Source organism: Chryseobacterium sp. KMC2 (assembly GCF_016756935.1).
GTDB classification, from domain to species: Bacteria; Bacteroidota; Bacteroidia; order Flavobacteriales; family Weeksellaceae; genus Chryseobacterium; species Chryseobacterium rhizosphaerae.
Map to the genome: position 1 here is coordinate 17,345 of NZ_JAESIT010000027.1, position 13,630 is coordinate 30,974.

Consider the following 13,630-nt stretch of genomic DNA (forward strand, 5'->3'; position numbering starts at 1 on the left):
TTTTGTTTTGTTAGCTTTATGAATGTAATATTGTAAAAAATTATTACCATGTACATTCAGGTTTCTGAAGATTTCAAAAAGAAGAGTAAATCCGCTATTCTGGCGATCAGCATTTTCGTCATTGTATATATCCTTATGTTTCTTTTTACCATTATTTTGGCTGTAGCCTGTATTGGTGGAGGAATTTTACTTATCATAACCAAACCAATGTTTCTAACCCTCATGTTGGGAATAGGCGCTGCAGGAACCGGCGTCTGTGTTTTCTTTTTTATCATCAAATTTTTATTCAAGAAACATATCAACGACAGAAGTTATCTTACAGAAATTACAAGAACACAGGAGCCTCAGCTTTTTAAAATGATTGATGAAATCGTAAAAGAAGCTGAAACGGATTTTCCTAAAAAAGTATATCTATCCTATGATGTCAATGCCAGTGTTTTTTATGATTCAAGTTTTTGGAGTATGTTTCTTCCTATTAAAAAAAACCTGACCATAGGGGTGGGATTAATCAACACCTCTACAAAACAGGAATTAAAGGCTGTACTCTCCCACGAATTCGGACATTTTTCCCAACGTTCTATGAAGGTGGGAAGTTATGTGTATAATGTAAACCAGATTATTTTTAATCTTGTTAATGATGATCAGTCCTATCGGAACTCTATAGAAAGCTGGGCAAGTATGAGTGGTTATTTTTCCATTTTTGCAGCGATTTCCCTTTTTATCACCAATAAAATCCAATGGGTTCTTTCAAAAATGTATTCTTTTGTCAATATCCGTCATATGGCACTTTCCAGAGAAATGGAGTTTCATGCCGATGAAGTGGCTGCCCATATTGCAGGTTCCGTTTCATTGGAAGAATCTCTTCTCAGAATAGAACTGGCAAGCAACTCCTATAACAATGTGATTAGTTTTTACGATGCCAAGGTGTCAAAAAATCAGGCGAGCAAAAATATTTACAAAGAACAATCTTTCGTGATGAATTTCCTGGCCACCCAAAATGAACTGGAAATGAAACATGATCTTCCGAATGTAAAACTTTCAGAATCCGGTCTTTTTAATAAATCAAAACTGATGATTGAGAACCAATGGGCATCACACCCTTCTCATGAAGAGCGTATCGCAAGACTTCGAAAACTTAATATTATAAAGGATACCGACAATGAGCACGCTAAAAACTTATTCCAGGACTTCGAAAAAACTGAGGAAAAACTTACCGCAAAGCTCTTTTCAAAGGTAAAATACCAGAAAGGAAAAACTGAGCTGGAACTGGATGTTTTTAAAACAGAATTTGAAGAACAGTACAACAGGGATTCTTTTGACAAAATTTTCAACAGTTATTACGATAACAAAAATCCTGATTTTACCATTCAGGAAAACCACATTGTCAAAGATCTTCTTTTTGACGAACTTTTCAGCAAAGAAAAAGTGGAATTGGTCTACACCCTGATCGCCCTTGAAAATGATAAAAAAACAATAGAAGCTATTGCCAGTAAAGAATTGGTTTTAAAAACATTTGATTACGACGGAAAGAAATATACAGCTAAGGAAGCTAAAAACCTGATTCCTGAAATCAACCATTCTATTTCTGAAATACAAAAACAAATTCAGCAGAATGATTCCGATATCTATCATTATTTCCTTTCCTCCACAGATGATTCCGGTAAAAAAACAGAATTTATAAATGCCTATCAGCTTCTTTCAGCATATGACGCAAGCTATGAGGAAAAATTAAAGGTTTATACAGATATTGCTCATGCAACAGCCTTTATGAGCACGAAAACTATGCCTGAGCAGATCAAACGAAATTTCCTGAATCTAAAACCATTGGAGGATACATTAAAAAATGAAATCAGGCCTTATTTAGAAAATACATCTATCTCATTTTATCTGGAAGAACAGGATGTCAAAGATCTGAACTACTATATCGAGAACCATTTAATATACTTCAACAACGATCATTATATTGATGCCCACCTGCAGCTTCTGATGAGAGCGATCAATGTTTATCCTTATCTTCTCAACAGAAAATATTTCTTGCTAAAGAAAGACCTTTTGAATACAATGAAAGATTTGGCAAATTCTGGTTATACGGAGAAGGTGAATTGATATTGTGCCCTGAACTTTAAAGTAAAGAATTAATTACTTCCAGTTTCGATTTATCTTCCTTACCTCACTTTGTGAAATCTTTTTTATTAATTTAGTTCGTCCGAAATTAATAGCGTTCTTCTTTAAAAACATACAAGAATACGATCTGAAAATGAATACAAAACTGGATACCATCCTATTTTACGTGAAAAATATTGAAGTGATGAAAAACTTTTATGTTGAACACTTTAATATAAAAGTCATTGAAGAAGATGATATGTGGGTATTGCTGGATGTAGGTGCTGTAAACCTGGCATTTCATAAAATCGGAGATCAGTATCTCGAAAAGATAGACGAAGGATATTTATTTGATAACAATACCAAAATAGTTTTTACAATTGATCTTGATATAGAATCAGCCAGAAATGAACTTCTTTCAAAAAATGTTCAGATGAGAGAAGTTAAAACATTTGACAACTATGGTTTTTGGTTGTGCGACGGAACAGATCCTGAAGGAAATGTATTTCAATTAAAAACTAAAAAAACAAATTCCCCACTGTAAAATGAAACAAGTATTATTAGATTTAGCTATCACTCTAGACGGGTTTATCGAAGGACCCAACGGAGAAACCGACTGGTGTATTATGGATGACGACATGGATTTTGACGGTTTCCTTTCAGGAATTGACACCATTTTTTATGGAAGAATAAGCTATGATGCCTGGGGAAATTATCTACCGGAAGAAAATGCTACTCCGGAAGAGCAAAAACTTTGGGAAGCTGTTCATTCAAAAAATAAATTTGTGTTTTCAAGCCAACACAGAGAAGATAAAAATGCAACCTTTATCAATACTGATATTATAGAAAAAGTTTCTGAAATCAAGAAACAGGGTGGAAAAGATATCTGGCTATACGGAGGGGCAAGCCTCATTACGACTTTTATTCAAAATAACCTGATCGATGTTTACAGAATTTCTGTTCATCCAATTGCTTTAGGTAGTGGGAAACCTTTGTTTGAAGATTTGAAAGAGCGACTTAATTTAAAATTAATAAAAACCAATGTTTTTAAATCCGGAGTGGTACAGCTTATTTATACTTCTGATTCATGAAAAAAATAATTATTATTAGCAGTATCATTTTGGGTACCGTTTCCTTTAATTATCCTGTTTTCGACAGCGAAGGAATATCATATATCATTATTCTTTGCTGTATTGTTGTGATTACTTTTTCTACAGCAAAGATTTATTTTCCTGATAAGGAAGACTATCAGTCTGTTGAAAAAAAAATGGATCGCTTACTTCAATATGACGGAATTTTCACGTATACCCGTGAGGGGTTTTATTTCAAAGAAAAAGACTCAATGGAATTTATACAATGGGATGAAATTATCTCGGTATACTTCTTCAGTATTCCGCTTCAATATCATGTAAGACAGGAAAGGCAAACAGGGCTGGAAATCATTACGGATAAAAGAAATTATGAATTTGATCAATACAATACCCCTGGAATTGTAAAATTAAAAAATGAACTTCAAAATCATTTTCCAACTTGGGAACTCCATTCTCCAACTGTCATAATAAACAACTTTGGTCTAGAAAAAACAAAATTATATGAGAGAGAAAAAAGCTAAATTTATTTTAATAATGGTTCTTTATGTATAGAAAAATTCTCATCTCAGTTTTTGCTTTTATCTCTTTTTTTTGCTTTTCTCAAATTGCAAAAGGAAATGATAATCTATATGTTTTTATTGGTAAAAAGATTGATATCACAGAATTTGATCCTAATAGCAACCCAATAAAGGCTATACAAAAAGAAGTAGATGAAGAAACCGGAGATACAATAATTGTTAAAAAGCAAAAATGGTTTATGGATAGAGCATTCCATTGTAAATATATAATTATTAATAATTTGAAAAACAATTTACCTGAAAAAACAATTGAATTTAACACCTATGATCATTATGGCCGTCCCGGATTTGAAAGCTTTGAAAATGTAATACTTTATATTTCTAAAAATAAAGACGGAAAATTCTTTCATCAAAAATACACCTATGATCCTGTTTATAAAATTAATGGAAAATGGGTTGGAATATTAAGCTTTATCATTTCAGATAATCATTTAGACCTATGGAGAAAGTTTGTAACTATAGATATCAATCAAGATGATTCTATAAAAATTAACATTGGAAATTGTGATAAAAAATGCCAAGAAATTTACTACCCATGGCCTTATTTTAAAGTTAAAAAAGGTTTTGTATATCCTAAAAAAGCCTTTGAAATTAATGATATATTAGCCTATCGGTTAATAACTTCCACTCGAAAATCTATAGATTAAAAGAGGTTAAAAAAATGATTTTATTAATGGTCTATTTATTAACCTAGATTATCATCCTGTAAATAATCTATTTATGAAAAACTACCTAAGCACGTTGAAGATCTTTATTGTTATTCAATTGTTTTTGAATCAAGATTTCAGTGCACAAAATTTATCTACTGAGATGTTTACTAATCAAAACAGTATTGATTATCATTTTGTTGCTGATCAAAACATTAAAAAATTATTTCCTAAAAATGAAAAAAATCTGATTCAGCTCATTATTAATACAGAAAATGATTCTATTTATTCAATTTATATAAAAAACAACCACAATAAAAACATAAAGCTAATTCCGCAGGACAATAGTTTATATCTTATTCAGGAAGCTTTGACCAAAGATAAACAATGGCAACCCATCGAATTTTGGGGGTATTCTACCTGTGGTAATAGTTATGATAAAACAATAGATTTTCTTCCCCATCACATAATGAGGCTATCTTCTCAAAGATATTCCGGCGAGTTTCAAACTCGGATTCGTTTTAAACTTTTGCTAGACAAACAGGTGTATTATTCTAATTCTGTACCGTCTACAATTAGTCCTGAAAAATTTAAAAAATCAAAATGGTTTAACGAAATCAAAGAGATGTATGGAAAGTATAATATTGAGTATATAGAAAACAAATTGTTTCTAAATACTTCTCTCTGAGCAAAATTTTCTGATTAAAATCAGGAACGATCTTTTTTATACGCCCAAAAAACCTTCACATTATCTGGCCAAAAACACTTAATTTTGAATAAGTTATACTATTAAACTATGTTGTTTAAAGAAATACATCTACAGGGTATTAAATCCGGAAGTATCAGTTTAGCTTTTCGGAAATGGAAAAAAGGAGCTGTAAAAAAGGGTTCCTTAATAAAAACATCTGTAGGAGTAGTAAAAATTGGCGACATTGAAATAGTAGAGGAGCAGGATATTTCTGAAGAAGATTCCATAAACGCCGGTTTCAAAAACAAACAACACTTGCTCGATTCCTTTCCTGGTGCTATTGGAATACCTATCTTTAAAATATCTGTTAGCTATTACTCTGAAGACCCAAGAATAGATGTACGGGAACAGACTGATCTTACTGATGAAAAATACCTTGAACTCAAAGAAAAGCTTAGACGGTTGGATCAATTCAGTAAGCAGGGGGATTGGACAAAAGCCGTTTTAATTGCAATAGAAAATCATCCCCAACTACAGGCGGCAGGTATTGCAAAGCTGACAGGCTTCGAAAAAGAATGGGTAAAGCCCAATATCCGGAAATTGAAAAATTTGGGGTTGACTATCAGTCACTCTATTGGCTATGAAATCTCACCATTTGGAAAATTATTGCTTGAAAAACTAAAACACGAAGAATAAAAAGCTGAAATTTAATACATAGTGATGTTCAGCACCCTTATTCTACAATCTTAAAAAACCTTTTCCTTTTTTTACAAATCGTATTTTTCATATTGTCTTTTTTATTAATTTCGAAAGTATACAACCCAACCAAAACTAATTAATTGAATTGCCATGCCTCATTTTATCATAGATTGTTCACAGGATATATTTCAGCAGAACACCCCTGATGAAATCATGAATACAGTATACCATGCTGCTGATTCCACAGGACTTTTTGCACCCAATGATATCAAAGTAAGGATTCAGCCCTATCAATATTACCAGCTGGGAAAAAATAAAACAAACTTTTTACACGTCTTCGGCTTTATTATGGAAGGACGTCATACAGAACAGAAAGCCCATCTTTCAAAACAAATTACATCCCAACTTACGAAACTGCTCCCGGATATTTCTTTTCTCTCCGTTAATATTAGTGAATTTGAAGCAGCAACATATACCAATAAAGCGCTTATTAATCCCGATAATATAGAGAATGACCGACATTTTGGCCTGTAAGTATTATTGAGAAATTGAATTTAAAAACCAACCAAAATATAAACTATTATGAGCTTAAAAACATTAGTCACCAAAAGCGTTCAGTACAACAATTGGGTATTCAACAAATATCTCGACTGGTTAGCCACAAAATCTGATGAACAGCTTAACCAGGAAACCATTTCCAGTTTTCCGACCATCCTGAAAACCTTACACCATATCTGGCAGACACAGGAATACTGGTGGAGCCATATTTCTGAAAACAATAACTTTGATTTTGCTCAAACGTCAGCTGCAGACAGCAGAGAAGAGGTTTTTAACGCCTTAAGAAACAATTCACAAAAACTTGTGGATTATGTGGAAAACTTATCTGAAGAAGATCTGGAAAAAAATATAAAGATTGAATCTCAGTGGTTCCAATGTGATTTTACAAAGTATGAATATATTCAACACATTATTATACATGGAACTTTTCACCGCGGACAGATTGTAACAATGGGAAGAAATATAGGAATAACAGATGCTCCTATGACAGATTTTAATTTCTGGAATATTTATAAAGATCAAAAATAATTTCTTTAAGTGCTCTCATAAAAAATATCAATACCTATGAACATTTCCGAAGAAGCTCCCGTGTATTACCACGGGACCAAAGCAGATCTTACCACCGGAGACCTCATCGAAGTAGGTTTCAGCTCCAATTATGGTACGGGGAGAAAGGCAAAATACATTTATCTTACAGCAACTCTGGAGGCTGCCACATGGGGTGCAGAGCTGGCTCAGGGAGAAGGAAAAGAAAGAATTTATAAGGTAGAGCCTACAGGGAGTATTGAAGATGATCCTAACCTGACGGATAAAAAATTTCCGGGAAATCCTACAAAATCTTACCGTTCCCAACATCCGCTCAGGGTAATTGGAGAAGTTACCGACTGGAAAGGGCATTCGCAGGAGCAGCTTGCCCACATGAAAAAGCATCTTGAAGAACTTAAAAGGCAAGGAATTGAAGCGATTGAAGACTGATAACTTTAAATAGAACAGGAAAAAGTCTTCCACATCATTACAATTACATTTCTACAAACCCATCAATCCATGTGAATAAAATGTGGATAACTTTTTTATTACCTCATAATAAGCCTACTGAAAAACATCCTAAAACATAGGCTATGAGACAGTTTATTGACAGATACGTTTTACACACTGTGGATAAGTTATCCACAAATCTGACCAATCCTAGTTTTGAGATTATCAATAACCTGAATCTATTTTTATAGACATCACAGGAGAAGTGGATAAATGTTTTGTACCTTACTACAGAAAACCTAAGCCGGCAAATCATGAAAAACTATCTCTTTATTCTTTTTACCCTTCTTTATATTCCGTGTTTATCGCAGGATAAAATAACTTTATCCCATGCTTCTCAACATGAGGACTTTATTGAGATCGGGATAGAAATAAATAAACCAACCGGTAAATTTGACCTGATAGATCTGGATACTATGATCGTTACAGATGATAAAAAGAACATGCTGAAGGAAAGTAAAGAATACCCCTTAAATTATAACTATAACAATGGGACAAATAAAATAAAACATTTTTACGTTCCTGATAAAAAGTTCAAAACAATAGACATCACCGGAATCCTTAATTATTTTACTCCATCAGCAGCAAACAATTCATACTTTAATTTAGGTCCTCTTAAAAATATTGTCCGAAATACGAACCTGATTGATAAAAAAATAACAGAAAAAAATCCACTCCTTTATTTTAGCATCCTGGATTCCACAGCCATCAACAAAGCTTTTCCTGATTTCAAATATAGATTGGATGATGATAAAGACTATACAAAAATAGACTTCGAAAGCTTTGATATTATGTATGCGTACAGGTATAACAATAAGCAAAAACTTGTATATTTCATCAACGACAATATGGATCCCGGGTACAATACCTTAACCTTACGTGATAAAAGTACGGGTATCATCTATAAACTGGTTAAATTAAAGCGTGACATGTCTTCTTCTGAGAAAGATCAAACCAATGTGGAGCTCATGATAGAAAATGAGCAATCCATCAGGAGAATCCCTTTTGAATTGAAAAATATAATAGTGAAGGTAAATAAAAATTAAATAAACGATGCATATGATCAGGTTTTCAGTATTGCTATTCTGCAGCTATTTTCTATTGTACTCATGTTCCGGGCCGGCACCTGCTTCAAAAATCACAGTTATTTCTGAGGTAAAGGCGGAAATTGAAATTTATCAAAGCTTAACAGATGAAAACGATAATATCATTACTGTCATTTTATATGATAAAAAAAATAAAGAGATAGGCAACGAGTCTATCAACATTTGGGTCAATCAAAAGGAAACAGATTACCAAATCATGCAAAACTTACATTATAGCAAAAATTACTATTACCGAATTGAACATGTACAGCCCAAAAACGGACAGTATGATCTTCAGATACAATTGGCCAATGGCAAAAAGTTCTTTCTCGGAAATGCTCCCGTGCTTGCCACAAGTAGTCCCAATAATATTATCTATAACAAAGAAGCTTCTCTGAACCAGGACTTTTCTATACAGTGGTCAAACCTGTATGATGTCAACACGCTCCACATCTCAAAAAGTGTTGAAGTAGAAAACAAGCAGAATACTAACATTCATTCTTTTATAGAGGGGCCTACAGACACTATAAAAATTAATGCTGATGGGAAATATCAGATAGCATGGGAGAAGTTATTATTTAATCCTAAAGAAAAACTCAGCACCATGAGCTTTAAATTTATTGCCAAAAAAAAGGGTACACTTAATCCGTCATTGCTAAAAGGAAGCAGTATAAAAATCTGGGGTGAACATCAAAAACGAACTTCTTTCAAATAAAAATATTTATATTTACTTACTCTGAGATCATCTGTTATTTTCTGATACACCTTTACATCTTCTACAGATGATCAGTCAGAATAACAAAATCATAAAATATACTTTTCAATGTACAATACTACGATCCAAAAAGAATGGTTCTCGAATGGAGAACGCTATGCTAAAGAAATTAATGAAATGGTTGAGTTTGGCGAAAAAAACGGCTGGGAAAACTGGAAAGGTGAAGAACCGGAAGATAAAAGAGCCCATTTGGCCTTGGAAGTTTTTGAATTACTTAAAGCGGCCAATCAAAATGGTGAAACAGAGCTATTCAGAGAGCAGTTTCCTCCGGCACACAGTCCAATTATTCCATTAATGAAAGAAAAATCTCAAAGTATTGAGCAGCTACACTTCATTAGTGATCAGAAAATTGTTTTCCTTACCGGTACCTCTTATGAAAAAAGACAGGCCTATGTTCTTGATCAGAATAACATCACAACACTGGATGAGTCTATTCACGCTATTGGAAAATCTAAACAGGGAAATATTTTTGCCTTAGCCACTCCCGGAAAAATATCTCTTTATAAAGGTTGGAACGGCGAAATCATCAATGAGTTTACGCTCAGTGAAACCGAAGATTCCGGAATTACAGAGATGACACCCTTCAATGATGGAAATAAAGTTCTTGTAGTTTCTTCAAACGGGATTTATCTGATCTCTAAAGAAGACAAAAAACTTATTCACCCAATCAATGAAGACAATGATGAAGACTGGACTTCGCAAATCGATATGGAAAACGCAGCCTTATCACATGACAATACTTATATTGCTGTGGGTGATCAGGGCTATGATCACAGGATATTAGATGCAGAAGGAAATACATTAGGAGCCATTGGGCCCCAATCTTCCTATCCTCATTTTTGTCTCTTTGCAAAAGATGACAGCCAGCTAATCACCAATTCCTGCCACTTTTATAATGGTATTACCATTGGTATCAATTCAGATCAGTATATAGGAGCAGATATCGAGGCGTATACCGAAAGTGATGATTTCACTTTCATTGATGAAGAGATGAGAGTCTATGCAGGAGTAGCTACAAAAGACCATTATATCCTGGGGGATGCCTATGGCTATATCAAAGCATTTGATAACAACGGAAATCAGCTTTGGAGATATTTCCTGGGCTCCACAATTTCCGGAATGACTGTTTCAGACAATGGGGAAACACTTTGGGTAGCTGCCCATTCAGGGATTTTACATAAACTAACACTTAATAAAGGTCAAAGAGACACTCATATTATAGGTAACGGCAAACATTATGAAGAATTCAGATTACTGATCTGGAAAGATGAACCACAGGCCTGGAAATGGTAAGTTTCAGATCCTGAACCTTTTATTTCTATTTCACAATAAACTATAAATCATTACAACTTATTACATGGAAAAATATGCAGTATCAGCGGACGGACAAAAAATTTATTATAAAGAATCCGGGAGCGGAAAAACTTCAGTCATCTTTATACATGGATGGTTGGGAAATGCCCAATGGTGGGAAAGCCAGCAGGAATATTTTAAAGATCAATACCATATTGTACAACTTGATTTAGCCGGACATGGAAAATCTGATGCCTCCAGACAGGATTGGACAAGCCAACAATATGCTAATGATATTAAAGCTGTAGCTGATGAAATTCATTCTTCAGATATTATTCTTGTGGGCCACTCTATGTCCGGAGCTTATGTCCTTGAAGCAGCATTGAAAATCCCACAGGTGAAAGCCCTTGTTTTAATTGATACCCTAAAAAATTTAGATGAATCTTTTACAGAAGAGCAGGCTGAACAGTTTTTGTTTACCCATTACCGTCATGATTTTAAAAATGCCGTGGAAAATATTCTTCCTCAATATTTATTTACAGAAAAAACACCTGCTTCAGTAAAAGAAAGACTGTCTTATGAGTTTCTTCAAAACGAACCGGAAGCAGCCATTAATCTACTCAACCCTTTATATAAAACAGATTTTAAAATAATTGCGGAACAGATTCAGGTACCGGTGGTTGCCATTAACTCGGATGCCTCGCCTACCCATCCCGAAAACAACCGTAAGTATCTGAAAGACTACGATTATGTAACCATCACAGAAGTTGGACACTATCCTATGCTGGAAAAACCCGATGAGTTCAATACCATACTCGATAAAGTACTTAAGAAATTAATCTAAATTTTAGAGCCATGCAAAACACCCGGATATTTACTACATCTGTTGCCAGTGTTTATCCTCACTATATTCAAAAAGCGAAAAAAAAGGCCGTACCCAATCAGAAGTCGATGAGATTATCTGCTGGCTGACCGGCTATGACCAACAGGGACTTCAGGACCACCTCGATCAAAAAACTGATTTTAAAACATTTTTTGAACAGGCCCCTCAGATCCACCCTAATGTTTCTTTGATCAAAGGCGTCATTTGTGGATATCGGGTAGAGGAAATTGAAGATGAACTGATGAGAAATATCAGGTATATGGATAAACTCATCGATGAATTGGCCAAGGGGAAAAAAATGGAGAAAATATTGAGACAATAATTTTTACATTGATGACATTAGAAGAAATAACTGAACAACTCATCCGTTTATCCGAAGGAAAACTTAGTGCTGAGGAATGGCTGCACTGGTTCACACAACATAAAGAAAGTGTGGAAAAAATATGTGGAAGAAGAGCTTTCCTTGGTATGAAACCCAGGGATAGCTTCAGTGATATCAGAAATCTATATATTGGACAACTGGCTGCTTTTGACTGGCTCCAATTACAAAAAATAAATACCAACCTGTCTGATCTTTATAAAAAAGGCTGGGAAAAAGAATTCAATGATTTTTGTAAAGCAGAAAAAGAGAAAGAACGTCAGCTTCAAAAAACAGTAGAAAGTCAATTTGGGCATTTAAAAGACATCTATCCAAGATTCCTTAAACAACTCACAAAATCCTACAGTACTTCTGATCATATTGAAAAAGGGGCAGACCCGCAGCGTATTCAAAACAAAGAAAAGGAACTTTCAATACAGCTCCCGGAAGATCTGATTTTATTCTATCAAAATATATCCAGGCTGGAACTTGAGGGGCTAACCATTGATCTCGAGGAACTCGATATTGAAATCATTCAAAATAAAACCTATCTGGTCTTGGGAGAATTTTGGATCCATGGAGATGGAGATCAGTTGTTGTACCATTGGGAAAGTCAGAAAATGTACATTCTCGCTCATGAACATCAACCTCCCAAGCTCATTAAAATAGCAAACTCTTTATCTGATCTCGTTGAAAAAAAATGGGTTTCTTATTTAAAAGAATATGAAAACTAAGACAAAGAAGCTTCAGAAATCTATAAGGGACATCGTCACAGATGCTCCTTATAGATTGATAAAAAGTATCAGAAATTTCTTCTCCAATTCAAAAAACTTCCCGAAATTAGCGGCCTGTGCGTTAAATACGATTCAATGAAATAAAAATTTAAATTAAAACATACAGCAAAACTTAGTATAAGTTTTCTTCGGGGCAGGGTGTAATTCCCTACCGGCGGTTATAGTCCGCGACTCCTTTCATTTGAAGGGACTGATTTGGTGAAATTCCAAAACCGACAGTTAAAGTCTGGATGGGAGAAGAAAATGAGATGATCAGTAAGATTCCTTATGGACTCTTAGTGTGTCGTATTTCATTTCCATGTACCGAAGACTATTTTAACTTTTAAAAGTAAAATAACATGGAAAAATTATTAGAACAATTCGGAGCTACCTCCAAAGAACGTGTAGAAAAAGCACTTCAAACATTACAACAGGGAAAAGGTATTCTTTTAGTAGACGATGAAAACCGTGAAAATGAAGGCGATATCATCTATCCCGCTTCCACTATTACAGAAAAAGACATGGCACTTCTGATCCGCGAATGCAGCGGTATTGTCTGTTTATGTATTTCTGAAGAAAAAAGTAAGCATCTCAACTTACGTCCCATGGTGGAAAACAACAATTCAAAAAATCAAACGGCATTCACCATTACCATTGAAGCTAAAGAGGGTGTCGAATCCGGTGTTTCAGCCAAAGACCGTGTGACAACCATCAGGACAGCTGTTGCTGCCAATGCTCAGGCTGAACATATTGCCAGCCCGGGGCATGTATTTCCTTTAATAGCCAAAAAAGGCGGAGTATTTGAAAGACGAGGCCATACAGAAGGCAGCGTAGATCTTGTAAAAATGGCTAACCTTGGGGACGATGCTGTCCTTTGTGAATTAACCAATGAAGACGGTTCTATGGCAAGACTTCCCGAAATTGTGGATTTTGCCTCCAGAAAAGGGATGACCGTCGTAACCATTGAAGATATTTATGCTTACCGCAAAATGATCATCAGCAACTAAAATAAAATATATTTAACGCACAGAACAGCCGGCTGATTGTATCAGCCGGCTGTTTTT

Annotated in this window: 16 protein-coding genes, 1 pseudogene and 1 riboswitch; all 17 genes and pseudogenes read left to right on the forward strand. The window is 34.5% G+C overall.

Annotated elements, in window-relative coordinates:
- Positions 1–48: 48 nt before the first annotated feature.
- The 17 genes and pseudogenes from JML65_RS21710 to ribB all read left to right on the forward strand — a co-directional run bounded on the left by JML65_RS21710 (position 49) and on the right by ribB (position 13,573).
- Positions 49–2,106 carry a M48 family metalloprotease gene (locus JML65_RS21710; protein WP_202272148.1) on the forward strand — a complete coding sequence of 686 codons (2,058 nt, stop codon included), beginning with the start codon at positions 49–51 and terminating at the stop codon, positions 2,104–2,106.
- Between the two features lie 151 nt (positions 2,107–2,257).
- Complete coding sequence (locus JML65_RS21715) at positions 2,258–2,647, forward strand: VOC family protein (protein ID WP_202272150.1); 390 nt, start codon at positions 2,258–2,260, stop codon at positions 2,645–2,647.
- A 1-nt stretch (position 2,648) separates the two neighbouring features.
- Positions 2,649–3,194 (forward strand): dihydrofolate reductase family protein, encoded by a 546-nt coding sequence (locus tag JML65_RS21720; protein ID WP_202272152.1) that lies wholly within the window; start codon positions 2,649–2,651, stop codon positions 3,192–3,194.
- Positions 3,191–3,715, forward strand: coding sequence for a hypothetical protein (locus JML65_RS21725; RefSeq protein ID WP_202272154.1), 525 nt, complete (start codon positions 3,191–3,193; stop codon positions 3,713–3,715). Before JML65_RS21720 ends, JML65_RS21725 begins: the two co-directional genes overlap by 4 nt.
- A gap of 23 nt (positions 3,716–3,738) precedes the next feature.
- Entirely contained in the window at positions 3,739–4,419 is a 681-nt protein-coding gene (locus tag JML65_RS21730; RefSeq protein WP_202272156.1) for a hypothetical protein, read from the forward strand.
- Between the two features lie 73 nt (positions 4,420–4,492).
- Positions 4,493–5,107, forward strand: coding sequence for a hypothetical protein (locus JML65_RS21735; RefSeq protein ID WP_202272158.1), 615 nt, complete (start codon positions 4,493–4,495; stop codon positions 5,105–5,107).
- A gap of 108 nt (positions 5,108–5,215) precedes the next feature.
- Positions 5,216–5,803 (forward strand): hypothetical protein, encoded by a 588-nt coding sequence (locus JML65_RS21740; RefSeq protein ID WP_084085609.1) that lies wholly within the window; start codon positions 5,216–5,218, stop codon positions 5,801–5,803.
- Between the two features lie 153 nt (positions 5,804–5,956).
- A complete protein-coding gene (locus tag JML65_RS21745; protein WP_047494091.1) occupies positions 5,957–6,340 on the forward strand; it encodes a 5-carboxymethyl-2-hydroxymuconate Delta-isomerase in 384 nt (127 codons plus the stop codon).
- A 48-nt stretch (positions 6,341–6,388) separates the two neighbouring features.
- Entirely contained in the window at positions 6,389–6,892 is a 504-nt protein-coding gene (locus tag JML65_RS21750; RefSeq protein WP_115916465.1) for a DinB family protein, read from the forward strand.
- 36 nt (positions 6,893–6,928) lie between these two features.
- On the forward strand, positions 6,929–7,339 hold the full coding sequence (gene arr, locus JML65_RS21755) for an NAD(+)--rifampin ADP-ribosyltransferase (protein WP_202272160.1): 411 nt from the start codon (positions 6,929–6,931) through the stop codon (positions 7,337–7,339).
- A gap of 314 nt (positions 7,340–7,653) precedes the next feature.
- Positions 7,654–8,445, forward strand: coding sequence for a hypothetical protein (locus tag JML65_RS21760; protein WP_202272162.1), 792 nt, complete (start codon positions 7,654–7,656; stop codon positions 8,443–8,445).
- A gap of 13 nt (positions 8,446–8,458) precedes the next feature.
- Positions 8,459–9,199, forward strand: coding sequence for a hypothetical protein (locus JML65_RS21765; protein WP_202272164.1), 741 nt, complete (start codon positions 8,459–8,461; stop codon positions 9,197–9,199).
- Positions 9,200–9,307: 108 nt separating this feature from the next.
- Positions 9,308–10,552 (forward strand): hypothetical protein, encoded by a 1,245-nt coding sequence (locus JML65_RS21770; protein WP_202272166.1) that lies wholly within the window; start codon positions 9,308–9,310, stop codon positions 10,550–10,552.
- A 64-nt stretch (positions 10,553–10,616) separates the two neighbouring features.
- Positions 10,617–11,396 (forward strand): alpha/beta fold hydrolase, encoded by a 780-nt coding sequence (locus JML65_RS21775; RefSeq protein WP_202272168.1) that lies wholly within the window; start codon positions 10,617–10,619, stop codon positions 11,394–11,396.
- An 11-nt stretch (positions 11,397–11,407) separates the two neighbouring features.
- A pseudogene (locus tag JML65_RS21780) lies at positions 11,408–11,757 on the forward strand (DUF2200 domain-containing protein).
- 11 nt (positions 11,758–11,768) lie between these two features.
- Positions 11,769–12,527, forward strand: a complete 759-nt coding sequence (locus JML65_RS21785; RefSeq protein WP_084085628.1) for an SMI1/KNR4 family protein — start codon at positions 11,769–11,771, stop codon at positions 12,525–12,527.
- A gap of 180 nt (positions 12,528–12,707) precedes the next feature.
- Positions 12,708–12,833, forward strand: a riboswitch (FMN riboswitch).
- 92 nt (positions 12,834–12,925) lie between these two features.
- The gene (ribB, locus tag JML65_RS21790) at positions 12,926–13,573 is read left to right on the forward strand and encodes a 3,4-dihydroxy-2-butanone-4-phosphate synthase (protein ID WP_047494115.1); all 648 of its coding nucleotides are present in this window, start codon (positions 12,926–12,928) and stop codon (positions 13,571–13,573) included.
- Positions 13,574–13,630: the final 57 nt, after the last annotated feature.